Genomic DNA, 24,142 nt, shown 5'->3' on the forward strand with positions numbered 1-24,142 from the left:
TCACGTGGTTGCCGAGTGTGACGCCAGGGCGGCGTTCGGCACCGAAGGTCGCCCTGGCGTTACGTTCGGCGCGTCAGCAGCTGTCGACGACGAGATCGCAACGTGGAATGGCGGTCGCGATCAGCCGGGCGTTCGGTTCGTCGACGGAGTCGACCCAGGCCGCCGCGGCCCGCGGTGTGCGACCGCCCTCGACGTGCCGCCGGATCAGCCGCACCCGCCGCTCGGGCGCCGGGCAGTCGACGTAGTACAGCCGGGTCAGCAGCGGCCGCACCTGCGCCCACTCCCCATCAGGCAAACCCAGATAGTTGCCTTCGGTGAGCACCAGCCGACTGGCTGCGAGCACCACATGACCCGCGGCCACCGGTTCGTCAAGGCGGCGCTCGAAGGCAGGCACATAAACGTCTCCGCGGTCGTACTCCTCGGCGATGCGGCGCAGGATGGCCAGGTAGCCGGCGGCGTCGAAGGTGTCGAGCGCGCCTTTGCGGTCACGGCGGCCCAACGCGTCGAGGACGGCATTGGACAGATGGAAGCCGTCCATCGGGACGTAGGACGCCCCGTCGAAACGCTCCAAGAGGGCTTGCGCCACCGTCGACTTCCCCGCACCCGGCGGCCCGGTGATGCCCACCAGAACTCGGCCTGGCGCCGTGTCGAGCAGACCGGCGACTTCGGCGGCGAGTATTTCCACGGCGGACACGATGGACTGAAACCTACCTTGAGCAGACGAAAGGCCCGGTCCCTTGTACAGGGACCGAGCCTCTCAGTGTCACGTGTGTGGGGCCCGCCCGGCGGCGGCCTCCAGCACTGTTCCCCGGCTGTTGGATCCTCAAACCCGGCCGCGCAGAATGAGTGACACCCAGCGCACGCCCGCCACAGACGACGGGCTACGGTTACTTCTGAGAACGGCCGTGCGCAGATGGAGGGACAGCTGATGGACTTGTCGTGGTCGGCGAAAGATCTTGAGTTCCAAGCTGAGGTGCGGGCGTTCCTCGACCAGAAGCTCACCCCCGATCTGCGGCAGGCCGGCCGGCTGATGACCAGCGTCTACGCCGACCACGAGGCCAGCATGGCCTGGCAGGCGATCCTCCATGAGCGGGGCTGGGCCGCGCCGGCGTGGCCGGTCGAGTACGGCGGCTGCGACTGGACTCTGACCCAGCACTACATCTTCAGCCGCGAGTCGACTCTCGCCGGGGCTCCCGCGCTGTCGCCGATGGGGATCTCGATGGTCGCGCACGCCATCATCGCCTACGGCACGCCCGAGCAGAAGGACTACTTTCTGCCCCGCATCCTCACCGGCGAGGTGTTCTTCTGCCAGGGCTATTCCGAGCCCGAGGCCGGTTCGGACCTGGCCTCACTGTCGATGTCGGCCGTGCGGGACGGCGACGATCTCGTCTGCACCGGCAGCAAGATCTGGACCACCCATGCCGGCGAGGCCAATTGGATCTTCGCCCTGGTCCGTACCTCGCGTACGGGCCGCAAGCAGCAGGGCATCACCTTCGTGCTGATCGACATGAGCACGCCGGGCATCGAGATCCGGCCGCTGGTGATGACCTCCGGCGAGCAGGTGCAGAATCAGCTCTTCTTCGACGGGGTGCGAGTGCCCACGTCGAACGTGATCGGACAGATCGACGACGGCTGGACGGTGGCCAAGTATCTGCTGGAGTTCGAACGCGGCGGCGGCGCGACGGCACCCGGGCTGCAGGCGATGGCCCGGGCCATCGCCACGGCGGCCATCGAGCAGCCCGGACCCGATGGGGGCCGGCTGATCGACAACCCGGCGTTCGCCGCCAAACTCGCCGATGTCGGGATCCGCGCCGAGGTACTCGAGATTCTCGAATTCCGGGTGCTGACAACGGTTGCCGAGGGCGGCCACCCGGGTGCGGCGTCATCGATGCTGAAGATTCTGTCCACCGAGCTCTCGCAGGCGATCACCGAGTTGGCGATGGAGGCGTCCGGCCCACACGGCCGGGCATACCAGCCGCATGCCACCAAGCCGGGCGGTCCGGTCGCCGACTTCGAGCCGCCCGCAGACGGTTACGTCAGCGGCCAGCCGTGGCAGGCGGTGGCCCCGCTGCGGTACTTCAACGATCGGGCCGGCTCAATCTACGCGGGCAGCAACGAAATTCAACGCAATATTCTGGCCAAAGCGACATTGGGGCTGTAATGGACTTCAACCTGAACAAAGAACAAGAGCTCCTGCGCGACGGCCTGGGAAAGTTCCTGGCCACCCGCTATGACCTCGAGAAGAGCCGCACCGCGGCGAAGATCGGGCCGGGCTGGCAGCCCGAGATCTGGCGCGGCCTGGCCGACGACCTCGGCATCCTCGGCGCCGCCTTTCCGGAGTCGGTCGGTGGAATCGGCGGCGGCCCGGTCGAAATCATGGTGATCGCCGAGGAACTCGGCCGCGCACTGGTGATCGAGCCCTTCATCGACACCGTCGTGGTAGCCGGTGGCCTGCTGCAGCGCGCCGACAACCCATCCGCCGCAGCACTTTTGGAGCGCATCGCCGACGGCAGCGCGATCGTCGCCCTGGCCGGCACCGAGCCGGACAACGGTGACCACGCGGTATCCACCACCGCGGTCCGCGCCGGGGACGAGTGGGTCATCACCGGCGACAAGATCGTCGTCACCGCCGCCCCACTGGCCACCCATCTGCTTATCACCGCGCGGACCTCCGGTGAATCTGCTGACCCGCACGGGATTTCGCTGTTTCTCACCGAATTCGACCCCGCCAGCCCGCCGCCCGGTGTCGAAGTGCACGGGTACCGCACCATCGACGACCGGCGCGGAGCTGACCTCACGTTCGACGGCCTGCGCCTGCCCGCCGACGCACTTCTGGTCGAGGATGCGTCCCCGACGCTGGCCCGTGCTCGCGACGAGGGCGCGGCAGCGGTCTGCGCGGAGGCGGTCGGCAGCATGCGAAAGGTGTTGTCCGACACGGTCGAATACTGCAAGCAACGCCAGCAGTTCGGTCAGCCGATCGGCACCTTTCAGGTTCTGCAACATCGCATGGTCGACATGTACATGGAGCTCGAGCAGTCCGTCGCCGCGGTCTACCTTGCGGTGCTGAACCTGGAGGCCGAGCCGCAGGTTCGGGCCCGGGCGGTCTCGGCGGCCAAGGCCACCATCGGGCGAGCAGCGCGGTTCATCGGCCAGAACGCTGTCCAACTCCACGGCGGCATGGGGATGACCGAGGAGCTGGCGATCGGCCACTACTTCAAGCGGCTCACCGCGCTGCAGTACGAGTTCGGTTCCACCGATGAGCACCGAGCGCGGTACGCGAAACTAACCCGCCCTTAAGCGGTTTGGGCGGCCACCCGCGCCCGCTCCCGCATCGAGGCGATCACGCCGCCGTCGTTGAGGATGTCGGTTCCGGTCAGATAGGTGGCGCGGTCGCTGGCGCAGAAGGCGAACAGCTCGGCCATCTCCTCGGCCTTCCCCCAGCGGGGCACCGCGGCGTTGGCGACCATCGCCCCGGCGCCGGCCTCGGCTTCCAGCAGACCCATCTCGGTGTCCACGGATCCCGGCGACACCGAGACGATGCGCAGGCCCCGGCCGTTGAACCGCTCGGCCTGCGCGGCGCTATACCACCTGACGAAGGTCTTGCTGATGCTGTAGGCCAGCCCGGAACGCATCTCCTCCCCCGCGATGTCGCACGCCGCCAGCATCTCGGTCAGGAACCGCGGTTCATCGGTGAAGGCCAGATCGAAATGCTGGGCGGGGACGATTTCGTCGGGCAGCATGTGCGACGCCATCGACGCCACGTTGACGATCGCAGATCCCTCACCGGCCGAGGCGAAGAACGCCTCGTTGACCCTGAGGGTGCCGATGGCGTTGGTGGTCATCACGTAGTCGGCGTCGCCCATACTCGGACTGACACCCGCGGTGTGGATCACCGACGCGATCGGCCCGATGCCGGCCGCGGTCTCAAACAGTCGCGCGACGGCATCCCGGTCGGTGACATCGCAGTGAACCGGCGTCGCCGAGATCCCCAGGCTCTCCAGCTCCGCCACCGCGCCGTCGAGACGGTCCTGCCGGATGTCGCATAGCACCACCGTGTGGTCCTGGCCGACGATCTGGGCGGTGGCCCGACCCATGCCGCCCGCACCCCCGGTGATTACCGAAACCCGTGTCATGCCCGGACGATATCCGGCCGGCTCGCGCGGGCGGGCAGCAGGGCGGAAAGTGCGTCAGAAACCCGTAATCGACTTTCACCTGCCGGGAGGGTATGCCTGCAAGAGAACAAGGAGGCACTCGTGTTGAAGACTGTTGCGACAGCGGTGGTACAGGTCGCCGGGGGCGTGGGCAACATCGTGGGAATCCGGGTAGGCACCGAGGAGCCGGCCTTCACCGTCGAGCGCGTGGTCGACGGTGTCGAGATCCGCCGGTATGGACCCCGCGTCGCCGCCGAGACGGCGATCGATGCCGACGAGGAGTCGGCCCGCAATCAGGGTTTCCGGCTGCTCGCGCGCTACATCTTCGGCGGCAATTCCGGCAGTGCCAAAATCGCGATGACCGCGCCGGTGGCCCAACAGCCCAGCGAGAAGATCGCGATGACCGCGCCGGTCGCGACCCAACGCAACGCCTCGGGCGAATGGGTCATCCGCTTCTTCATGCCCTCGAAGTACACCCTCGAGACCTTGCCCACCCCGACTGACGACCGGGTGCGGCTCGTGGTGGTTCCCCCCGAGACCGTCGCGGTGCTGCGGTTCAACGGCAGCATCGGCCCGGGCGCGGTCGCCGAGCGCACCAACCAACTCATGAAAGCCTTGCACCGCAACGACATCGAAACCACTGGTGAGCCCCTGGCGTGGTTCTACGACCCGCCGTGGACGCTGCCGTGCCGACGCCGCAACGAGGTGGTGGTCGGCGTCGCCGAGTCCGCGTGATCGGCTGACCCGTTCCATAGCGCACACGAGACGCGCCCAGGTGCCACAATTCCGGGCGTGCCCACCACCGCGTCGCCGACCTGGCTGGCCCCGGCCATCCGGCCGTATCGTGCGCACTGGCTGAAGGCCGACCTGCTGGCCGGGCTGAGCACCGGCGCGGTGGTCATCCCGCTGGCGATGGCGTACGCGACGGTCGCCAACATGCCCGTCCAGATCGGGTTGTACACCTGCATGGTCCCGGTGGTGGTGTACGCCTTCATCGGTGGATCCCGAGTCACCAGCGTCACCACATCGTCCACGGTGTCGACACTGACCGCCTCGACCATGCTGGCCGGCGGGGTTCTCATCGGCAGCGACGACCAGCGGGGCGATCTGGTGACCCTGACGCTGCTGGTGGGGCTTTTCCTGTTGCTGGCCAGGGCGTTTCGACTGGGCATGCTGGTCGACAACATCAGCGACATGACGTTGGTGGGCATCAAGGTCGCCGTCGGACTCACTGTCATGGCCGCGCAGCTCCCCAAGCTGCTGGGGGTGCCTCCCCACCCACACACCACCGGGTTCTTCAGGGTGGCGTGGGCGGCGCTGTCCGATATCCCGCGGGCCAGTCCGCTGACGGTGGCGATCTCGGTCGTCTGTCTCGCCACGCTGCTCGTGCTGGCGAAGGTGGCGCCACGTGTTCCCGGCCCGCTCGTGCTGATCGCCGTCGGCATCGCGCTGAGCGCCGCGGTGGCGCTGCCCGCGTACGGCGTTGCTCTCGTTCCGACGGTGCCGTCCGGTTTCCCCATGCCGGACGTCCCCCACCTCGATCGCCACATCGTGCCGTTGGTCCCGGGCGCGTTGGCGATCGCCGTGATGGCGTTCCTCGAGACGATCGCGGTGGCGCGCACCTCGAGACGCGCCGAGGAGAACTCGACCGAACCGGACCGCGAACTGCTCGCACTGGGCACGGCCGCGGTCGCGGGCGCGTTCTTCCATTCGCTGCCCCCGGCCGGCGGTTTCGCCCAGACCTCGGTGAACCTGCGCGCCGGCGCCCGCAGCCAGATCAGCGGCCTGGTGCTGGCTGCGCTGGCCGTCCTCGTCGCGCTGTTCATCGCGCCGGTCCTCAGCCTGCTGCCTCAGGCGGTGCTCGGCGCGGTGGTGGTGGTCGCAGTCACCCGCCTGGTCGACGTGGGCGCCCTACGCCGGCTCTACGGCCTCAACCCGCGCGAATGCTTCGGCGCCATCGGGGTCGCGCTGATCGGCCTGGCGTTCGGACTCATTCCTGCGGTGGCCGTCGCGGTCGCGGTTACCCTGCTGTTGGTGCTGCACGTGGTCAACGCACCGCACGTCGTCCAGGTAATCCGTCATGACAAGGGCGCGTGGGTAGAGCAGCCCGAGAACGCGGTGCTGATACCGGCCGACCCGCTGGTCCTGCGCTGCCTGGTGCCGCTGTATGCCGCCAACGTGCGTCCCAACATCGCCGCGATCCGGGATGCCGCGCTGGACCTGCAGCCGCCTGCGCGGACGGTGGTACTCGACTTGGTTCGGCAGACGGTGCTGGAATCGACGGTGCTGCACATCCTCGTCGACCTTGACCTCGAGCTGTCCGGGGCGGGCATCCGGTTGATGATCACCGCGCTTCCCGCCCGGACACTGCAGATGCTGCAGCGCACCGAATGGTGGCACGAAGTCGAGGCCGACGGACGCTACCAACCCGACCTCGACGCGGCCGTCGAGGCAGTCGGTCGCTAGCTCGTCGGCGCACCCGCGTCAGCCGCGGGCGGCGCGGCCGACGTTCCGACGGGTCCGGTTGGAGTCGACGACATGCCAGCCGGCGGCGCCGCGTTGGCGTCGAGCGGTCGTTGGGTGAGCAACAGCAATGCGTCGCTGCCCGACACCTCCTGGGTGCGCATCGCATGCAGCAGGTCCCGCAGGTAGCTCAACCGGCCTTGCGGCGCCGTGTCGGTGCCGGTGGTGGTCGTGCCCGGCGGCGGGTTGTCCGGGCTGGACAGATGCTGGACCGGCACCGGCGCCGGCGCGGGGGCCGGTACATCGGCCGACGGGGTGCTCGTGTCGCCGGCCACGATCGTCGGTACGACGGGATCAGCGGGATCGGCCGGGTCGGCGGCCGCCGCGGGGGCCGACAGGATGGCCGCGGACACGCCCAGGGCGCCGATTCCCAGGCAGGCGCTACGGACCCAGACATGTGCGTTCGTCGTGAGCTTCACCGTCATATCCTCCGCGGCTCGCAGGGCGGCGTCCCCGTGCCGTGAACGCCCTGTACCGGTGTTGTCGGACCAGATCGCAATTTGTTACATCCGTCACTTGTGTCACCAGAGCCTCAGAACCCTCAGGTGTCCATGCAGAAAGTGGGTCCGCTTGAAAACGGACTGGCGGACGGTGTAGAAAAAAATGCCCGCAGAACCTGGGATGGCGATGGGTTCTGCCTACACGGCACTCGTCGGCGTCCGGGCCCCTGCGGAAAATCGTGGCGGGCGACAACCGAAGAGGTTGTCAGGCGAGGGGTGTCAATGGTTGCGGATCAGGATCCGGCAACAGAACGCGACGGCGACGACGGTCTGGCCGGTGTGCGTCCTCAGCAGGTGGGGCAGTTCCGGTTCTATTTCGCCGATGAGCGCTGGGAATGGTCGGACGAGGTGCAGATCATGCACGGCTACGAGCCGGGCACGGTCTCGCCCACCACCGAGCTGGTTCTGTCACACAAGCATCCGGACGACTACCAGCAGGTGGCGACCACCCTGGACGATGTCCGACAGCACCACCAGGCGTTCAGCACCCGACATCGGATCGTCGACACCGCCGGCAAAATCCATCACGTGATCGTGGTGGCCGACAAGCTGGTGGACGACAGCGGTGAGGTCATCGGCACCGAGGGCTTCTACGTCGACATCACGCCCACCGAAGACCGCAACCAGAAGCAGTTCAGCGAGGCCATCGCGGAGATCGCCGAGAACCGGGCGACCATCGAGCAGGCCAAAGGCATGCTGATGGTTGTGTACGGCATCGAGTCCAACGCGGCGTTCGACCTGCTGCGGTGGCGATCCCAGGAGGCCAACATCAAACTGCGGGTTCTGGCCGAGCAGGTGGTCGCCGATTTTGTCGCCCTCTCCCAGTCCGACACGTCACCGTCGCGGGCGGCCTACGACAACCTGTTGCTCACCGCCGACCGGCGGCTGGAGAGTCCGCCGCAGACTCAGTCGTCCTGATATGAGCGTGATTCGGACGCTGCCGGGCCTCGCAGCAGCCGTTGTGGTCGGCATCGGTGCGGCGGCGGCGGCCGGTGCCGCACCCGGCTCCGACGTTCCGCCGGTGAGCCCGCAGGCCGCGGCGGCCGGCTTCGTCGACGTGCGGACGGTGGTGCCTGACGCGGTCATCGATCTGCGCTACGCGACCCCGAACAACTTTGTCGGTGTGCCGCTCTACCCCGCTGACGCGCGGTGCCTGGTGCACAACTCGATGGCGCCGGGGCTGGCGACGGCGGCCGATGATCTTCGGGCCCAGGGGGATGTGCTGGTGTTCTGGGATTGCTACCGCCCGCACGACGTCCAGGTCCGGATGTTCGACGCAGTGCCCAACCCGGCGTGGGTGGCCAAACCCGGTCCGTATGCGCGCAGTCATGAGGCAGGACGTTCCGTCGACGTGACAATCGCCGAGCGCGACCGGCTCGTCGACATGGGCACGGACTTCGACGACTTCTCCGCCCGCGCACAGGCATACGCCACCGACGGGGTCAGCGCGGTGGCTCAGGCAAACCGCGCCCGGCTGCGTGCCGCGATGGCTGCCGGCGGCTTGGCGGTCTATTCCGGCGAGTGGTGGCATTTCGACGGGCCCGGCGCCGGCGTTCAGCGCCCGATTCTCGACGTGCCGGTCAACTAGCGCGCCGCGGTTCAGGCTGCCACGAGTCGCAACGGGAGCCGCTCGTAGCAGCGGATGATGTTGTTCACCGCCCACGTGGGCGGGCCGGCGAGTTCGATCCGGCTGACGCCGTCACACAACGCACGAAGCATCGCCTGCATCTCGAGCCGCGCCAGCGCCTGCCCCGCGCAGGCGTGAGCTCCGTGACCGAACCCGAGATGGCGGCCCGAATTGCGGCGGATGTCGAAAGTGTCGGGCTGCTCCCATTCGCGCTCGTCACGATTGGCCGAGGCGTACAGCACCAATACCCTTGCCCCTGAGGACAATTTGATGCCAGACACCTCAATGTCGTGGCGAACCTTGCGGCTGAACGCCCGCAGCGGCGATTCGTAACGCAGCACCTCGTTGACCGCGCTGGGCACCAGCGCCGGATCGGCACGGAGCAGATCCCACTGGTCGGGGTGCAGCGCGAACAACGCCAGCGCGTTGGCGATTCCGCTGATGGTGGTGTCCAACGACGGCACCAGGTAGTCCACCATCAGAGCGGAGCATTCCCGCGCGCTCATCGCCCCACCCTCTGCGGCTTCGAGGATTTCATGGCCCATGCTGCCCGGCAGCACAGAGCGGTCGCGAACCACGGCGCGGGCGAACCGCAACATCTGAAGGCTGGCCGGCACCGATCTGGCGGCATGCCGGTTCAACGGACCCAGCACATCGAAAGTCGCACCGCCCCAGCGCAACAGGTGCTGTCGCCGGTCCCGGGGCCACCCGACGAGGTCGGGCACCACCGAAACCGGAAGCGCCGTCGCGAGGTCAGCGACGCCGTCGACGCTGCGCCGGCGAACCGCACTCGCGACGAGATCTTTCGCCTGGCTGTCGACGACCTCGTCGAGCTCACGCAGGGCTCTGGGGAGCATCCGGTGGGCCAGCAGCTTGCGCCGCCGGTCGTGCTCCTCACCGTCGCTGTTGAGCGTTGTGCCCCGGGACAGCTTGTTGAACACCGCGGACAGGCCGACGCCGTCACCGGAGATGAACCCGTCGTCGTCGCGCAACACAGTTTTGCATTCGGCATAGCGCGCCAGGGCGTAGACCCGTTGTTTGGGCAACCAGACCACCGGGCCCAGCTGTCGCAGCCGCGCGTAGTGCGGGTATGGGTCGAGGATGGCCTGCGTCGAATACAGGTCCCGATCGTAGGTCGCAACGGCGACGGCCGGCCTAGACACGGGCGGCCTGGGCGTGCGGCGCGAAAGCGGGCACTGCATCAAGCACATTCGCCCCGCTCCGGCCGGCTGTCAGCACGGTTCGGTCCGGGCGGACCACCGCCACCTCAGCGCGCCCGGCGCGGAGCCATGACGCCAATTCCGTACCGGGGTGCGCCGCTATCACGATGGCACCACGCCGATCCATCTCGTCGCGTTGCGCCGTGGTGAGCGGCATCGCGGTCACCACGGCGAATCCGCGGCCCACGATCTCATCGAATCGCTTGCCGTCAGCCACAATCGGGTTCGGGCAGAGGCTGCCGGCAAGCTGTCGCCGCCCGCGTGACTTCATCACCAGGTCACTGGCGCGCAGTGCCGGAGTCGCACTGTCCACGGCCTTGTCTCGTGCACCGGGGAACAGATGCAACCGGGGCACGACGACCCTGCGCAACGCATCTCCGACGCGCCCCCCGGCGGTCATTGCCGCGCCGACAACCAGCGCGAACCGGATGAGATTGCGGGCATGCGGCTTTCGCTCGATCTCGTAGGTGGCGAGCACGGACTCCGGTAGCCAGCCGTTGATCACGCCGGCCAGCTTCCACGACAGATTCATCGCGTCGCGCAACCCCGCACACAATCCCTGCCCGATGAACGGCGGGGTCAGGTGCGCGGCGTCGCCGAGAATGAACATGTTCGACCGCCGCCAGCGCGTGGCGATCTGAGCCCGGAAGGTGTACTCCGCGACCCGAACGAGGTCCAGCTCTTCGGGGGCCACTCCGTCCACCCAGGGGCGGATCAGCGGATACAGCGCCGCAAGCGTGGAGTAGTCGTCGGCGGTTTCCTCGTCGAGCAACCGGAACTCCCAACGGTAGCGGGCGGTTCCGATGCGCATGTAGGTGGCGGCGCGGCCGGGGTCGCAGACTTGGTGCACGCCGTCCCACTGGCACAGGTCGGCGTCGGTCATCACGTCGGCGACGAGCCAGCGTTGCTGGAACTTCAGATCGTCCATGTGCGCACCGATCGCTTTGCGCACCAGACTGTTCGCGCCGTCGCACCCGAGCACATATCGTGTCTCGACACTGTGCTGCTCACCGCTGGACCGGTCGCTGACGGTGACGCGCGCACGGTCGGCGTCGATCTGTACGACGTCGACAACCTCGGCATTGCCGCGCAACACGACGTTCGGATACTTCTCGAGGTTGTCCCGCAGCAGCCTTTCCAGCTCCGGCTGATCAAACATGTTGGCCTGCGGATAGCCGTTGGCGCTGAGGGTGTCTTCGCGGCGGAACTCGGCCAGCACGCGCATGCTCGGATCGCGAAGCTGAAGCCCACGGGCCGGGCGCGAGATCGCCGCGAACTGCTCACCGACGCCCAATCCCGCCAAAAGCCGGAACACTTCGTCGTCGAGGTGGACCGCGCGCGGTTGAGGATAAACATCGGTCCAGCGGTCGAGCACCAGGCAATCGATCCCGTATTGGGCGAGTGCGGTCGCCGCCGAGACGCCTGTTGGGCCGGCACCGACGATCACCACAGGTATGAAGGCGGGCAGCGCGGTCATGCGAATCTGATGGGGTTGCGCTGAGTTCCGAGATCGATCTTGCCGTCGTCGGTTCCGACCGTTGCTTCGACGATTTCGCCGTCATGCAGATAGTTGGTGTTCTTGGCCTGGCCCGCGAAGAACAGTTTCCACTTCAGCTCGTCAGGCAGCAGGGAGGAGAGTTTCTGCACCACCTTCGGGGGTGCAGACAGTGCCGTACCGACCGGGGTGCCGGTCAGTATCAGGTCACCGGCGGACAGCGCCTGGAAGCGGGTCAGCGCCGCCAGCGCCTGGACCGGCTGGTAGATCATGTCGGCCTTGACCGTGCTGTCCTGCCGGAGTTGCCCGTTGACCTTGAGTCGTAGCCGCAGGTCGCCGAAGCGGGCCAGTTCGTCGCGATCCACCAGCACCAGAGCCGGTCCCACCGGCGTGAAACCCGGGTACGACTTGCCCTCGTAGAACTGGGTTTTGGTCAATTGGACATCGCGTGCGCTGACATCGTTGGTGACCACAATTCCGCAGATGTAGTCGGCGAGGTTGTCGGCGGTGACGGTGGTGCCGACGGGGACGTCGGTCCCGATCACCAAGCCGATCTCCACCTCGTAGTCGAGTAGTCGAACGTGTGCGGGCTTGACGATGTCGTCGAGGGGCCCGGTGATGGACCCGGATGCCTTCCGAAAGAAAGTCAGCGGCACCGACTTCGGGTCGCCTCCGGTGTCGACGACATGCGACGCGAAGTTCGTCATCTGCGCAACGACGCGACATGGGGCGGTGACCGGCGACAGCAGCTCGAGTGTCGCCGGCGCCACCGACTCGGTGTTGGCGACCGCGGCGTCGATGGCCGACCGGTCGGCGAGTAGCGCCGCGGTGGTGGTTGCCGTGGTGTCGACTCGGGCGACCGAGTCGGCTGTGCCGGCCCACCATCCGTCAGCGGTGCGATAGACCGAAATCGTCATGAGCGTGTCACTTTCAGTAGTCCGCGCAGGCGGGTGAGGTCGAATTCGTTGTCGTCGCGGACAGCGTTCAGGATCGAGCGCATCTCGCGTAGTGATTCCTTGCCGGGGGCGATGCCGAGGAAGTCCTTGGTCACCGGCGGCCCCCACTGGGCGAGCCCGGAGGCCGTCATCGGCGCCCAGCCAGGTTCCAGCGTGTTGTCGAACAAGTCGCCGTCGCTGAAGTGTTCGACCAGGAAGCCGTCCGGATCGCGCCAGTAGTCGAAGATCTGACTTCCCTGAATGTGCCGACCGATACCCCATGACCGGTGAAAGCCGCGCTCCCGCAGGTACTCTCCGCCGGCCGCGATCGCGTCGAGATCGCTTACCTGGTAAGCGGAGTGGACATAGCGGTCCGACGGACCGAGCACCATGGCCATGGTGTGATGGTCGGTGGGAGTCGCCCCCTGATCGCACCGGATGAAACTCATGGTCGGCCCCCGCTCGCGCTGGCCGGGGTAGTAGAGAAAATCGCTGACTATCAGACCGAAGTGCTCGAGATACCAGTCCAGCGACCGCCGGTAGGTCGTGCTCTGCAGCACCACGTGCCCCAGCCGCTGAATCCGCGCCGGCTCGCGCGCCGGCCGCTGAGTCGCGTTCGTACGCAGTATCTCTCGGCCGAAATTGAACGTATGGACTGTCTGGGCCGGCTGTTCCGGAAGGTCACGCATACCGGCCACGACCCGCACCGGCATTCCCCCCGGGTCCACGAGTTCGACGGTCACGCCGCCGATGCCGTCCGGCGACTGACGGGTCAGCGTCCCGGTGGCCGCCGCCAACCGCTCGACGTCAGCGACGTCGTGTGCGGCGAACGCGGGACCGACGAATCGTGAGCGTGGCCCGCGGCGGATGATCACGCACACCGTTCCGCTGTCTGCGCCGCGCAGATGCAACTCCCGATCGGTGTGCAGCTCGGTGGTGAAGCCGAATGCGTGCGCGAACGTCTCGGCTCTGGCCAGGTCCGGCTTCTCGAACTCCAACCACGCGAGGTCGCGCACTTTGATGATGGGATTCTTCGCCCGGCCCGGATGCTCGCCGCGCACAGCACCCTGGTCGCTGTGCAGATCCCGGTGGGTGTCGAGGTGCTGCGTCATAGCGCCCCCCTTCCTTTACTGACGAAATCATCACTTGCGAGGACATCATCAGTCAAGACTTCTGACGAAATCCTCAGAAATGACATCTGCTGCTAATATCTGCTGATGGCACGTGATTCCGCGGCGGGGAACCGCCTGGAACGACGCAAGATGCAGACCCGGGCTGCTCTCGTTCGCGCAGCTCAGAGCTTCATCGCCGCCGGAAAGCTCAATGCGCCGGTGCTGGAGATCACCCAGGCCGCCGACGTCGGAATGGGCTCGTTCTACAACCACTTCGACAGCAAGGAACAGCTGTTCGAGGCCGCGGTCAACGACATCCTGGACGCGCTGGGCGCTTTGTTGGACAAGCTCGCGGTGGACGGCGAGGACCCGGCACTGACCTTCGCCCGCAGCTTCCGGATCGTCGGGCGGTTGTTTCGCCAGCGACCCGACACCTCCCGAGTACTGCTCAACACCGGGCTGACCCTGATGTACTCAGACCGCGGGCTGGGTCCGCGGGCATTGCGCGACATCACGGTCGCAGCCGCCGCCGGACGATTCACCGTGGCCGATCCGGAGCTGGCCCTGTCGATGGCGGCCGGAGCGCTGATGGGGCTGGGCCACCTTCTGCGCGCTCAACCGGAGCGCGACGGAGCCGAGGCGTCCGACCGCGCCACTCGCGGCGTGTTGGTCATGCTGGGACTGCCCGCCGAGGAGGCCGACGAGCTCTGCCGGCAACCCTTACCCGACCTCGACGAGCTCATCGGGTCCGACTCCGCCGCATAGGCTTGGCGCCCAACGGTATTCGATCCTTCCGGCGGAAGCGCTATCGCGCCTCGTTCTCCTCGATCATCCGCATGGCGGTGTCATACAACGCTTGACCGTGGAGGGCGAACAAAGAGATGAGGTCCACGGCGTCGCCGCCGATCTCCTTGGCGATGAACAGCCCATCGGCACCGGCCACGGCATAGGTGGCGAGCTGACCCACCTGGGCCTCGGTGAGGCCGAAGCCCATCTCCCGGATGCTGTCGGAGAGCGCGGCGAACGCTTGCTGCCGCACCTGGATGAACATGGCCCGGGCCCGGGGCTCCTCCGGACGTCGCTCGAGGGCAAGCATCAAACCGAGGCGAAGGAAATCCGGCGAGTCGAGTAGCGCCTTGGCCGTCGCCGCCGCCACCTCCAGCAAGCGGTCCCGCGGCAGGCCGTCTTCGGGCAGCTGCCAGAGGGTGAGCCAGTTGGCGAAGCTTCGCTCGATGACCGCGGCGATCAGGTCGTCCTTGTCCGTGAAATGCCAGTAGATCGAGCTGGCCGGCAAGCCGCATTTGGCGCTGACCGCACCGATACTCGTTCCTTCGTAACCTCTTTCGGCGGCGATCTCGGTCGCGGCGTCGAGGATCTTTGTGCGCGACAACTCGCCGTCAACACGTCGCGTCCGGCGCCTCGACTTCTCCGTTGCGGCCATCGTCTCCCACCTCTTGACTCTGTAGTGATCGCTACATTACCGTAGCGATCACTACAGAACAAGTGCCGGTCGACGTGGACGGGCAGCCGGATCGGAGACAGCTATGAGCAGCGCCTCGACGTACGACGTAGCAATCGTCGGCTACGGTCCGGTGGGTGCGACCGCAGCCAATCTCCTAGGGCAGCTGGGCCTGAGAGTCGTTGTGGTGGAACGCGATCCCGATGTCTACTTCCGGGCCCGGGCCATCTCCACCGACGAAGAGGTGCTCAGGATCTGGCAGCAGGTCGGGTTGGCCGACCAGCTCAACGCCGACATGCTGCCCGGTGCCGGCGCCGACTTCGTCGACGCGCGCGGCGTCAGCATCGTCAAACTGCTCCCGGCGGATCGCGGCAACGGCCACCCGCCGCAGCAGTTCATCTACCAGCCGGCGGTGGAAGGCGTCCTGCGAAAGGGCGTGGCCCGTTTCCCGAACGTGTCGCTCCTTCTCGAACACGAGTGTCTGCGTCTGACCCAGCGGTCCGACTCGGTCGAGTTGATGCTCGCCGACCTCCCCCGAGACCAATTCACGCGAGTCCGGGCCAGGTTTGTGATTGCCGCAGATGGCGGCTCGAGCGCCATTCGCGGGCAGCTGGGCATCGGTTTCACCGGCCGTACATATTCGGAGCGCTGGATCGTCATCGATACCAAGGTGATCGAGAGCTGGCCGGGCCACGACCAACTGCGCTTTCACTGCAACCCCGAACGTCCGACGGTCGATTGCCCGACTCCGCTGGGACACCATCGATGGGAATTCCCAGTGCGCGAGCACGAGGACGAAGATGACCTCCTCACCGAGGACGCGATCTGGAAAGTACTGCACCGTCAGGGAATAACACGAGCGAACGTTCAGATCATCGGCTTCGCCTGCTACAACCACCACGTCCGATTCGCTGACCGGTGGCGGGTGGGCCGGGTCTTTCTCGCCGGCGATGCGGCGCATGCGATGCCACCATGGATCGGCCAAGGTATGTGCGCGGGTATCCGCGACGTCGCGAACCTGTGCTGGAAACTTCACGCCGTGCTGACCGACTGCCTACCCGATTCGGTGCTCGACACCTATCAGGAGGAACGGCTGCCGCACGTCAAGGAAGTCACCAGTCGTGCAGTGAAGGTCGGCAGTATCATCATCGAGCACAACACCATCCGAGCGGCCGTGCGCACTCGATTCTTCCGTTTCGCCGGCAAGCTTCCCGGCTTCACCGCGTGGTTGCGCAATCACCGATGGCTGCCCGACGCTCGCTACCGGACCGGCCTGCTTGCGCACAACGGCAACGCGGCCACCGGTTGGCTGATGCCTCAGCCGTGGGTCCTCGACGAACACGGTGCCACTGTTCGCCTCGATGATCTCATCGCAGGCAGGTGGACGATCGTGCGCACCGGCGCCGAACAGTCCTGGCTGCCTTGGCGATCGGCCGGTGTACCGGTTGTGAGGATCGTTGCGCCAGGTAGCGCTCCCTGCGCCGACTGCATCGTCGACCGCGACGGCAGGCTCATCGACTGGCTGGCGAAGAAGAAGGCAACGGTGCTCGCGGTGCGGCCCGACGGATTCGTCTACGCAGCCGGTGACGACGCCCACCCCCTGCCCGCTCCCCCGGCCGGGCTCACCGTACGAGCCACCCGAGTAAAGGACCACGCATGACCACTGTGCAATCCGAGTACCACGTCCGCGCCAACGGTGCCGACATCTTCGTGACGGACACCGGCGGCGACGGCCCGCCCGTCGTGCTGCTGCACGGCGGCGGTCCCGGGGCATCGGGGCTGTCGAATTTTTCGCGCAACATCGACGCACTGGCCCGCAGCCACCGTGTCGTGGTCCCCGACATGCCGGGCTACGGACGGTCGAGCAAGTTCGTCGATCATCGCGACCCGTTCGGCTATCTGGCCGACACGCTGCGCGGACTGCTCGACGAATTGGGTTTGGTCACAGCTCATCTGGTGGGCAACTCCTACGGCGGTGCGGCTGCGCTGCGCCTGGCCCTGGACACCCCGCACCGGGTGGACAAGCTGGTCCTCATGGGCCCCGGCGGGATCGGCACCACCCGCGGACTGCCCACCGAAGGGTTGAAAAGCCTGCTGTCGTATTACACAGGCGAGGGGCCCAGCCGTGCCAAGCTCGCCACATTCATCCGCGACTACCTGGTCTTCGACGGCGCGGCGGTACCCGACGACCTGATCGATCTGCGGTACCGGGCGTCGATCGATCCTGAGGTGGTCGCCAACCCGCCACTGCGCCGGCCGTCCGGGATACGCACCCTGTGGCGAATGGATCTGACCCGGGACAAACGGCTGCGCCGGCTCGGCACACCCACCCTGGTGTTGTGGGGGCGAGACGACAAGGTCAACCGGCCGTCGGGCGGGCCGATGCTGCTCACTAGGATGCCCAACGCCGAACTCGTCATGACCTCGCACACCGGGCACTGGATGCAGTGGGAGCGAGCCGAGCTGTTCAACGATCTGGTGGCCGAGTTCCTCTCTCCCGCATCGAAGCTGGCTCTCTCATGAACACCGACGTATTCGGGAGAGTGCATCTGGGCTACCTCGTCGTCGAGACCCAGAAGTTCTCCGACTGGGCCAGATTCGGCCGTGACGCCATCGGCATGCACCTCGACGACGCGCTGCCCGATGTGTTGCGGTTCCGCCTCGACGACAACGCCTGCCGCTTCCTGCTGCGGCGCGGACCTGCTGAAGACACCACCGCCCTGGGTTGGGAGGTCGACGACCACGGCTGCTTCGAGACCATCGAAGCGCGCGTGCGCGGCCACGGAGTGCCGGTGACCCAGGGCTCGGCGGAGGAATCCGCATTGCGCGGCGTCGAGCGTTTCATTCGCTTTCCGGGTCCCAACGGGCTGACCCAGGAGGTGTACGTCAGCTCTTCCCCCGCGCGGACACCGCTGCGACTCGGCACCAGCGGGTTCGTCACCGGCGCAAGCGGAATGGGCCATGTCGCGATCGCGACCAGCAAGCCGCACCAGATGCGCGGGTATTACAGCACGGTGTTCGATGCGCGTCTGTCCGACTACATCGATGAGACGATCAGCGGACTGAAGTTCAAGATCCGGTTCCTGCGGGTCAACGAACGCCATCACAGCGTCGCCATCGCGTCGGTGAACCGACTGCCGGTCAACCCCATTCGTACCCGGATCCAGCACTGCAATGTCCAAGTCGCCGAACTCGACGACATGACAAGGGCCTACCAGAGAGTCAAAGAACTCGGGTTCGACATGGCGCTCTCCATCGGGCAGCACACCAACGACAAAGAGCTGTCGTTCTACGCGGTGAGCCCGTCGGGCTTCGAATGGGAAGTGGGCTGGAACCCGATTGTCGTCGATGAATCCACCTGGGAACCCAGCACTCACGCAGGTATCAGCATCTGGGGTCACACTCCGGAGGGCAGCACAGTCGTGCAGCTGATGGAGAGATTCAAGACAGGTGCTCACTCCGTGCTGCACCGTGAAGCCACCATGCCGGCTCTGGCCGGAGCCGGCATCGCCGATGACTGACAGGAGACCCGCCATGAGCGATGAGCCCAACTCGTCCACCCACGGCCCGTCGCGGCGCCGATTCCTCGCCCTGGCCGCCGGTGGCGCAGCAGCCGTACCACTGCTGACCTCCTGCGGATCAGGTACCACGACCACTCCCGCCGCGTCGAGCCCGGCATTGACCAAACCGGCTGCTCCGCAACGTGGTTCACATCCGAACATCATGTTCGTGTTCACCGACCAGGAGCGCTACTTTTCGTCCTGGCCGACCGGCATGTCGTTGCCCGCCCGAGAACGCCTCGCCGCCAAGGGCGTCGCGTTCCACAATCACTACAGCTCGGCGGTGATGTGCACGAGCTCGCGGGCGGTGCTGCTGACCGGGCTGCAGACTCCTGACAACGGGATGTTCGAGAATGCCGACCTGCCCTATGTCAAGGCGATGAGCACCGGGGTGCCCACCATCGGGCATTTGCTGCGCAAAGCCGGCTATTACACCGCCTACCAAGGAAAGTGGCATCTCGACGCGGCCTTCGACCGGGAGCCTGTCCGGGAGGTGCTCACCGACCGCATGGATGCGTACGGCTTCTCGGACTTCGGACTACCAGTGGACTCGCTGGCCCACGACCTCGGCGGCTACACCACGGACTCGGTGATCGCCGCCGGTGCCCAGTCATGGCTGCGTAACACGGGACGACCGATGGCCGACGACGGCAAGCCGTGGGCGCTATTCGTGAGTCTGATCAATCCGCACGACATCATGTACTTCAACACCGACAAGCCCGGTGAGCGCGTTCAAGACACCGGCACGCTGCTGATGCACGCCGCGCGGGCACCCGAGCACGCCCTGTATCAGCAACATTGGGAGAGCGCCCTGCCCGCGAGCCTCACGCAGTCGATGCAGGAACCGGGCCGTCCCGCCGCCCATCGCGAATTCCTCAAAGCCTGGGGTTACACCCTGGGCGCCATTCCACCCGAACCGGACCGTTGGCAGCGCTTCACCGACTTTTACCTCAACAGCATCCGCTCGGTCGACCAGCAGATGTCGCTGCTGCTCAACGAACTCGACGATCTCGCCCTGACCGGCAACACCATCGTGGTCTTCACCTCTGATCACGGCGAGATGGCCGGGGCGCACGGGCTGCGCGGTAAGGGGCCTTTCGCCTACCAGGAGGCGATCCACCTGCCCATGCACGTCGTGCACCCGGACGTAACCGGCGGACAGGACCTGACCGCGCTCACCAGCCACATCGATCTGGTGCCGAGTCTGCTCGCGATGGCCGGTGTGGCCGCAGGCGATGTCGATGAGCTCGCCGGGCGGACGTTGCCCGGCAAGGACTTCAGCGCGGCGCTGTCCAACCCGGGCAGTGCTGACGTGCATGCGGTTCGGGACAGTGTGCTGTTCACCTACAGCGGGCTGGCGACCAACGACAGCGACGCGGTGAAGCTGTTCGCGGAGGCGAAAGCAGCCGGCCAGGATCCTCGACAACTGATGCAGACCAGTGGATTTCGGCCGGACCTCACCAAGCGCGGCAGTGTGCGCACAATGTTCGACGGACGGTACAAACTCAGCCGGTATTTTGCCCCTGCCCAGCGCAACGTACCGACGAATCTCGACGACCTGTACCGGTTCAACGACGTCGAGCTGTACGACCTGCAGTCCGATCCCGCGGAGATGACCAACCTTGCCGGGATCAAGGGTGAGCACGCCGACCTGGTGATGTCGGCCAGCGCCCGGCTCGAGGCAGTGATCAAGTCCGAAATCGGAGTCGACGACGGACGCGAGATGCCTCAGTTCGGCGACATCGACTGGCAGATCGACCGGATGGATCTCTAAACCGGCCGCGGCTGATCAGCTGGTGGCGCGCACCAAGAATGGCAGCAGCAGGTCGGCGAACCGCTTCGGGCATTCGAGCTGAGGCATGTGGCCGACGCGGTTGAGCAGATGGACCTCGGCGTGGGGGTATACCCGCATCGCCGTACGGATGTGGTGTGCGGGCAGGACGCGATCCCGGGTGCCCCAGACGATCAGCGTCGGACGCGGCGTCCGGGCCACGCCTGCGGCGAGGTCACGGCGCCACTCCGGGCGCACCCCGCGTGGCGTGCCGAGCGCGAGCGCGGTCTCACGCATCACCTCGCCGGCGCCGGGCACCGACCCGACGGCGAACGCGTGGTCGATGCGCTCCTTGGTGGCGGTTGCCTTGTCGCCGTGGATCAGCCGTTCCATCAGCACGGCACTCGCGCGGGTGGGTCGTCGGATGCTCATCGGGCCGAGTACCGGCATGGTGAGCATCCGCAGCAGCATGGTCACCTCGCTACCGAAACCGGCGCTGTTGATAAGAGCCAGGCTCGCGATCCGCTCCGGCTGATCGACGAGGATGTGCTGGGCGATGGCGCCGCCGAGCGAGTTACCCACCACATGGGCGGGTCTGGTCTCCCCCAACGCATCGAGGGCGGCGATGACCCCCGCCGCCAGCACCGGCAAGGTGATGGTTTGTCGCGGGCGCTCGGAGAAGCCGAAGCCCGGCACGTCGAGCGAGATCGTCCGGTAGGACTGGGCCAGCCGTTCGTGCTGCGGCGCCCAATCCTCCAGGCTTCGACCGATGCCGTGGATGAGCAGAACCGGCGGATTCCCGGGGTCACCGTCCACCCTGACCCGGGTGCGACGGCCCTCCACCTCGACGAAAGAGGTGCGACTCACGCTGTAATCGCTCCCGCCTCCAGGCCCGAAACCGCCTCTGTCCCAACGGCTGTGCTGAACCGCAAGGCCGGATCATCGACAGGGCCTTTACGCAGCCGGTTGTGATCCGCCCAGTAGTCCATCTCCACCGTCCAGGGACCGCTCGAGCCCTGCTGGGGGAACAGGTCGACCGAACGCTGCACGTAGCCGGCCGAGAAGTCGAGCATCGGGCGCTTGTCCATGTGCGGGTCATCGACGATGGGGACGACCGTCGTGTAGCCGTGCCGATCCATGTACGCCAGGAGCCGGCACAGATGTTCGCACACCAGCCCGACCTTCAGCGTCCACGACGAGTTCGTGTACCCGAACGCGAACGCAAGGTTGGGGATGTCGGAGATCATGAAGCTCTTGTACAGCAGCGAGTCGTTCGGATTCTTCACCTCGCCGTCGACGGACACCTGGATTCCGCCGAGCGGCAGCAGCTTCAAACCGGTTGCGGTCACGATGATGTCGGCGTCGAGCGTCTTCCCGGACTCCAGCAGGATCCCGGTCTTGGTGAACCGCGCGATGCGGTCGGTGACCACCGACGCCTTACCCCGCGCGATCGTGCGGAACAGGTCCGCGTCGGGCACCGCGCACAAGCGCTGATCCCACGGGTTGTAGGTGGGGTTGAAGTGGGTGTCGACCTCGAAGCCTTCGGGCAGCGCTTTGACGTTCAACGAGCGGATGATCCGGCGCGCCAGCTTGGGATGGCGCTGGCACAGGTTGTAGATGAACCTGCCCTTCCCGATGTTGAAACGGCGGGTCGCGGCGTAGGCGGCCTTGGGCGGCAGCACCTTCCGCAGCGAGTTGGCGATCGGGTCCTTGCGCGGCAGCGGCATCACGTAGGACGGCGAGCGCTGCAACATGGTGATGTGTTCGACGTCGCCGGCCATCGCGGGGATCAATGTGACCGCGGTGGCGCCACTGCCGATCACGACAACCTTCTTGCCCGTGTAGTCGAGATCTTCCGGCCAGGACTGCGGATGCACGATCCGTCCCTCGAAATCCTCTTCACCCTCGAAGTGCGGTCGATGTCCGCCGGCGTAGTCGTAGTAGCCGGTGGCCCCGAACAGCCAGTCGCAGGTCACCTCGAACTGCTCGCCGTCGCGCTCCAGCGCGACCGTCCACTGCGCGGTGTCCGAGGCGAAGTTGGCCCGTAACACCTTGTGGTGCAGATAGATTCGACGGCCTAGGTCGTCCTCGTCAATGACCTCGTGCAGGTAGTCGAGGATCTCGTGAGCGTCGGCGATCGCGTTGTCAGACGTCCACGGCTTGAACTCGTAGCCGAAGGTGTGCAGGTCGGAATCCGACCGGATGCCCGGATAGCGGAACAGGTCCCAGGTGCCCCCGATCGCATCGCGGCTGTCGACGATCGCAAAGCTCTTACCGGGCTGCATGGTGGCCAGATAGTGGCCCATTCCGAGGCCGGAGATTCCGGCACCGACGATCAGTACATCGACGTGGCCGCGCAGCGGCTGTGTCGGGCGGACCTGGTTGAGCGAGTTCACGGTCATTCGGGCACTCTCTGGCGTAGAAACTGTAACGTGAATAGTGTTATAGTTTCGCGGATCGGTGTCAAGAGTTCAAGGGAGTTGCGATGACGACGGTGTCGGTTCCGCGGCGGGCGCCGGTTCAGGCCCGCAGCCGCCAGACCGTCGCCCGGATTCTCGACGCGGCCGCCGCCATTGCCGATGAACAGGGCATTGATGCCGCAACCACCCGCACGATCGCCGACCGCGCCGGGGTGTCGTATCCCTCGCTGTACCGGTTCTTCGCCGACCGCGACGCGATTTTCGATGAGCTGATGGAGCGGCACTGCACCGAGATCGACGCCCGCTGCGTCGCCGCCGAGCAGACGTGGACGATCACCTCGATCGCGGATCTGCTCAACAACGAGATCAACCTGCACGTCGACTATTACCGCAGGCATCCGAGTGCGGCGGGGATGTGGCTGGGCGGGCGGACCTCGCCCACCGTCACCAAGCACGTACATGCCCGTATGCGCACCCTGGCCGATCGGCTGCACGGCATCCTCGTCGATATCGGCCTCATACCCACCGACACCGACCCGCGGGCGATGCTGGTGGCCGTGGAGATGGCAGATCGCGTGCTGGAACTCTCCTACCGCGACGACAGCGAATTCGACGAGGCGTTGCTCGACATCGGCCGGGCGGCACTGCTCGCGTTCGGTGAGTCGCTGGCAGCTCGCCTACGCGCCTGACGGTTACATATCCAGCTCAGCGGCGTTCGAAGTGTTGGTAGTCGATCGGATTGCGCCAATCGCCTCCCCAGGTCCACCCGCGATCGGTGAAGGCGCGCACTGCCGCGTCTGCGGCGTGCAGAATCCCCGGATCGGTGCGGCGACGATCGAGATAGCTTCCCGCGGTTGCCGGTTCGAGATCACCGGATCGATCGAGGTACGGATTGAACAGCGGGTTGAGGTCGATTGCGCGGCCGTAGGCGTGCAATGACCATGCGGTGCTGCCGGGCAGTGGACGGCAGTTGAAGGCGGAGGTGTTGTTGTCCTCCATGGACAGGTCGTCGACTGCCCCCGGATAGTGCTGAGGTGTTTGCATCTTCGCGATCGGATATCGCTGCCGGTGCAGGTCAGCGAAGATCGCGACCACATCGGCGACCACATCCCGGTGCACGATGAGCACGCCGCGATGGTCCAGCCCGTCCAGGCCGACGTAGTCCAGGTCGACGCGGCGCAACTCGTCAGGAGACACCGGACAGCCGGGACGCCAGGTGGCGCCGAGGTCCGCCGCGCTGACCGCCTGCACCACCGCGGGCGGCGTCGTGGCGGTTGCCGCCGACGACGGGGGCACAGCGGGCAGCTGCGGCGCCGGACTGCATTGCACGAGAAAGACGGCGGCGAGCGCCACCGACAAGGCTGCCCGC

Annotated in this window: 23 protein-coding genes; 12 read left to right on the forward strand and 11 right to left on the reverse strand. The window is 66.5% G+C overall.

Annotated features, from left to right (window positions below; all coding sequences use genetic code 11):
* Positions 1-73: 73 nt before the first annotated feature.
* Positions 74-685 (reverse strand): nucleoside/nucleotide kinase family protein, encoded by a 612-nt coding sequence (locus D3H54_RS20110; protein ID WP_353620031.1) that lies wholly within the window; start codon positions 683-685, stop codon positions 74-76.
* Positions 686-928: 243 nt separating this feature from the next.
* Between D3H54_RS20110 and D3H54_RS20115 the strand changes: the two genes are divergently transcribed.
* Positions 929-2,161, forward strand: coding sequence for an acyl-CoA dehydrogenase family protein (locus D3H54_RS20115; RefSeq protein ID WP_149383643.1), 1,233 nt, complete (start codon positions 929-931; stop codon positions 2,159-2,161).
* Complete coding sequence (locus D3H54_RS20120) at positions 2,161-3,297, forward strand: acyl-CoA dehydrogenase family protein (protein ID WP_149380569.1); 1,137 nt, start codon at positions 2,161-2,163, stop codon at positions 3,295-3,297. Before D3H54_RS20115 ends, D3H54_RS20120 begins: the two co-directional genes overlap by 1 nt.
* Here the strand turns inward: D3H54_RS20120 and D3H54_RS20125 are convergent.
* Entirely contained in the window at positions 3,294-4,133 is an 840-nt protein-coding gene (locus tag D3H54_RS20125; protein WP_149380571.1) for an SDR family oxidoreductase, read from the reverse strand. The genes D3H54_RS20120 and D3H54_RS20125 overlap by 4 nt on opposite strands.
* Before the next feature lie 120 nt (positions 4,134-4,253).
* Here D3H54_RS20125 and D3H54_RS20130 point away from each other — a divergent pair, with 120 nt between their 5' ends.
* Together D3H54_RS20130 and D3H54_RS20135 are read left to right on the forward strand one after the other, a co-directional pair.
* Positions 4,254-4,886, forward strand: a complete 633-nt coding sequence (locus D3H54_RS20130; protein WP_149380573.1) for an SOUL family heme-binding protein — start codon at positions 4,254-4,256, stop codon at positions 4,884-4,886.
* 57 nt (positions 4,887-4,943) lie between these two features.
* Positions 4,944-6,617 (forward strand): SulP family inorganic anion transporter, encoded by a 1,674-nt coding sequence (locus D3H54_RS20135; protein ID WP_149380575.1) that lies wholly within the window; start codon positions 4,944-4,946, stop codon positions 6,615-6,617.
* On the opposite strand, the gene D3H54_RS20140 is transcribed toward D3H54_RS20135, so the two are convergent.
* Positions 6,614-7,093, reverse strand: coding sequence for a hypothetical protein (locus tag D3H54_RS20140; RefSeq protein WP_149380578.1), 480 nt, complete (start codon positions 7,091-7,093; stop codon positions 6,614-6,616). The two genes, D3H54_RS20135 and D3H54_RS20140, sit on opposite strands and share 4 nt — an antisense overlap.
* Positions 7,094-7,396: 303 nt before the next feature.
* Between D3H54_RS20140 and D3H54_RS20145 the strand changes: the two genes are divergently transcribed.
* Both D3H54_RS20145 and D3H54_RS20150 read left to right on the forward strand, forming a co-directional pair.
* Positions 7,397-8,092, forward strand: coding sequence for a PAS and ANTAR domain-containing protein (locus D3H54_RS20145; protein WP_149380580.1), 696 nt, complete (start codon positions 7,397-7,399; stop codon positions 8,090-8,092).
* A 1-nt stretch (position 8,093) separates the two neighbouring features.
* Complete coding sequence (locus tag D3H54_RS20150; RefSeq protein WP_149380582.1) at positions 8,094-8,762, forward strand: M15 family metallopeptidase; 669 nt, start codon at positions 8,094-8,096, stop codon at positions 8,760-8,762.
* Positions 8,763-8,773: 11 nt separating this feature from the next.
* Here the strand turns inward: D3H54_RS20150 and D3H54_RS20155 are convergent, their stop codons facing one another.
* From D3H54_RS20155 to D3H54_RS20170, 4 genes are read right to left on the reverse strand one after another with little or no spacing between them, the layout of a single operon-like run.
* Entirely contained in the window at positions 8,774-9,964 is a 1,191-nt protein-coding gene (locus tag D3H54_RS20155) for a cytochrome P450 (protein ID WP_286198945.1), read from the reverse strand.
* Entirely contained in the window at positions 9,957-11,498 is a 1,542-nt protein-coding gene (gene mhpA, locus D3H54_RS20160; protein ID WP_168214923.1) for a bifunctional 3-(3-hydroxy-phenyl)propionate/3-hydroxycinnamic acid hydroxylase MhpA, read from the reverse strand. Before mhpA ends, D3H54_RS20155 begins: the two co-directional genes overlap by 8 nt.
* A complete protein-coding gene (locus D3H54_RS20165; protein WP_149380586.1) occupies positions 11,495-12,433 on the reverse strand; it encodes a fumarylacetoacetate hydrolase family protein in 939 nt (312 codons plus the stop codon). The genes mhpA and D3H54_RS20165 overlap by 4 nt, the downstream gene beginning before the upstream one ends.
* Positions 12,430-13,563, reverse strand: a complete 1,134-nt coding sequence (locus D3H54_RS20170) for a VOC family protein (RefSeq protein WP_149380589.1) — start codon at positions 13,561-13,563, stop codon at positions 12,430-12,432. Before D3H54_RS20170 ends, D3H54_RS20165 begins: the two co-directional genes overlap by 4 nt.
* A gap of 105 nt (positions 13,564-13,668) precedes the next feature.
* Between D3H54_RS20170 and D3H54_RS20175 the strand changes: the two genes are divergently transcribed.
* Positions 13,669-14,328, forward strand: coding sequence for a TetR/AcrR family transcriptional regulator (locus D3H54_RS20175; RefSeq protein WP_149380591.1), 660 nt, complete (start codon positions 13,669-13,671; stop codon positions 14,326-14,328).
* A 40-nt stretch (positions 14,329-14,368) separates the two neighbouring features.
* Here D3H54_RS20175 and D3H54_RS20180 read toward each other — a convergent pair whose 3' ends face one another.
* Positions 14,369-15,004: a TetR/AcrR family transcriptional regulator gene (locus D3H54_RS20180; RefSeq protein WP_149380593.1), complete on the reverse strand. Its 636-nt coding sequence runs from the start codon at positions 15,002-15,004 to the stop codon at positions 14,369-14,371.
* A gap of 103 nt (positions 15,005-15,107) precedes the next feature.
* On the opposite strand from D3H54_RS20180, the gene D3H54_RS20185 reads away from it, so the two are divergent.
* The 4 genes from D3H54_RS20185 to D3H54_RS20200 are packed head-to-tail and all read left to right on the forward strand — an operon-like array spanning position 15,108 to position 20,356.
* Positions 15,108-16,682, forward strand: a complete 1,575-nt coding sequence (locus D3H54_RS20185) for a bifunctional 3-(3-hydroxy-phenyl)propionate/3-hydroxycinnamic acid hydroxylase (protein ID WP_149380595.1) — start codon at positions 15,108-15,110, stop codon at positions 16,680-16,682.
* Positions 16,679-17,545 carry an alpha/beta fold hydrolase gene (locus D3H54_RS20190; protein ID WP_149380597.1) on the forward strand — a complete coding sequence of 289 codons (867 nt, stop codon included), beginning with the start codon at positions 16,679-16,681 and terminating at the stop codon, positions 17,543-17,545. Before D3H54_RS20185 ends, D3H54_RS20190 begins: the two co-directional genes overlap by 4 nt.
* Positions 17,542-18,543, forward strand: coding sequence for a VOC family protein (locus D3H54_RS20195; protein WP_149380599.1), 1,002 nt, complete (start codon positions 17,542-17,544; stop codon positions 18,541-18,543). Before D3H54_RS20190 ends, D3H54_RS20195 begins: the two co-directional genes overlap by 4 nt.
* Before the next feature lie 13 nt (positions 18,544-18,556).
* Positions 18,557-20,356 (forward strand): sulfatase family protein, encoded by a 1,800-nt coding sequence (locus D3H54_RS20200; protein WP_149380602.1) that lies wholly within the window; start codon positions 18,557-18,559, stop codon positions 20,354-20,356.
* A gap of 15 nt (positions 20,357-20,371) precedes the next feature.
* Here the strand turns inward: D3H54_RS20200 and D3H54_RS20205 are convergent, their stop codons facing one another.
* Together D3H54_RS20205 and D3H54_RS20210 are read right to left on the reverse strand one after the other, a co-directional pair.
* A complete protein-coding gene (locus tag D3H54_RS20205) occupies positions 20,372-21,220 on the reverse strand; it encodes an alpha/beta fold hydrolase (protein WP_149380604.1) in 849 nt (282 codons plus the stop codon).
* Positions 21,217-22,755: a flavin-containing monooxygenase gene (locus D3H54_RS20210; protein WP_149380606.1), complete on the reverse strand. Its 1,539-nt coding sequence runs from the start codon at positions 22,753-22,755 to the stop codon at positions 21,217-21,219. Before D3H54_RS20210 ends, D3H54_RS20205 begins: the two co-directional genes overlap by 4 nt.
* Before the next feature lie 83 nt (positions 22,756-22,838).
* Here D3H54_RS20210 and D3H54_RS20215 point away from each other — a divergent pair, with 83 nt between their 5' ends.
* Complete coding sequence (locus D3H54_RS20215) at positions 22,839-23,462, forward strand: TetR/AcrR family transcriptional regulator (RefSeq protein ID WP_149380608.1); 624 nt, start codon at positions 22,839-22,841, stop codon at positions 23,460-23,462.
* A gap of 16 nt (positions 23,463-23,478) precedes the next feature.
* Here D3H54_RS20215 and D3H54_RS20220 read toward each other — a convergent pair whose 3' ends face one another.
* Entirely contained in the window at positions 23,479-24,126 is a 648-nt protein-coding gene (locus D3H54_RS20220) for a M15 family metallopeptidase (protein WP_432246360.1), read from the reverse strand.
* Positions 24,127-24,142 lie beyond the last annotated feature (16 nt).

The sequence above is a fragment of the Mycobacterium sp. ELW1 genome (assembly GCF_008329905.1).
GTDB lineage: Bacteria > Actinomycetota > Actinomycetes > Mycobacteriales > Mycobacteriaceae > Mycobacterium.

What these genes read in the sequence shown, in the direction of transcription:
- D3H54_RS20215 (WP_149380608.1), top strand. Translation starts at nt 22,839, where the DNA reads ATGACGACGGTGTCGGTTCCGCGGCGGGCGCCGGTTCAGGCCCGCAGC.
- mhpA (WP_168214923.1), bottom strand. Translation starts at nt 11,498, where the DNA reads ATGACCGCGCTGCCCGCCTTCATACCTGTGGTGATCGTCGGTGCCGGC.
- D3H54_RS20115 (WP_149383643.1), top strand. Translation starts at nt 929, where the DNA reads ATGGACTTGTCGTGGTCGGCGAAAGATCTTGAGTTCCAAGCTGAGGTG.
- D3H54_RS20175 (WP_149380591.1), top strand. Translation starts at nt 13,669, where the DNA reads ATGGCACGTGATTCCGCGGCGGGGAACCGCCTGGAACGACGCAAGATG.
- D3H54_RS20145 (WP_149380580.1), top strand. Translation starts at nt 7,397, where the DNA reads ATGGTTGCGGATCAGGATCCGGCAACAGAACGCGACGGCGACGACGGT.
- D3H54_RS20125 (WP_149380571.1), bottom strand. Translation starts at nt 4,133, where the DNA reads ATGACACGGGTTTCGGTAATCACCGGGGGTGCGGGCGGCATGGGTCGG.
- D3H54_RS20120 (WP_149380569.1), top strand. Translation starts at nt 2,161, where the DNA reads ATGGACTTCAACCTGAACAAAGAACAAGAGCTCCTGCGCGACGGCCTG.
- D3H54_RS20185 (WP_149380595.1), top strand. Translation starts at nt 15,108, where the DNA reads ATGAGCAGCGCCTCGACGTACGACGTAGCAATCGTCGGCTACGGTCCG.
- D3H54_RS20200 (WP_149380602.1), top strand. Translation starts at nt 18,557, where the DNA reads ATGAGCGATGAGCCCAACTCGTCCACCCACGGCCCGTCGCGGCGCCGA.
- D3H54_RS20190 (WP_149380597.1), top strand. Translation starts at nt 16,679, where the DNA reads ATGACCACTGTGCAATCCGAGTACCACGTCCGCGCCAACGGTGCCGAC.
- D3H54_RS20195 (WP_149380599.1), top strand. Translation starts at nt 17,542, where the DNA reads ATGAACACCGACGTATTCGGGAGAGTGCATCTGGGCTACCTCGTCGTC.
- D3H54_RS20180 (WP_149380593.1), bottom strand. Translation starts at nt 15,004, where the DNA reads ATGGCCGCAACGGAGAAGTCGAGGCGCCGGACGCGACGTGTTGACGGC.
- D3H54_RS20170 (WP_149380589.1), bottom strand. Translation starts at nt 13,563, where the DNA reads ATGACGCAGCACCTCGACACCCACCGGGATCTGCACAGCGACCAGGGT.
- D3H54_RS20210 (WP_149380606.1), bottom strand. Translation starts at nt 22,755, where the DNA reads ATGACCGTGAACTCGCTCAACCAGGTCCGCCCGACACAGCCGCTGCGC.
- D3H54_RS20150 (WP_149380582.1), top strand. Translation starts at nt 8,094, where the DNA reads ATGAGCGTGATTCGGACGCTGCCGGGCCTCGCAGCAGCCGTTGTGGTC.
- D3H54_RS20165 (WP_149380586.1), bottom strand. Translation starts at nt 12,433, where the DNA reads ATGACGATTTCGGTCTATCGCACCGCTGACGGATGGTGGGCCGGCACA.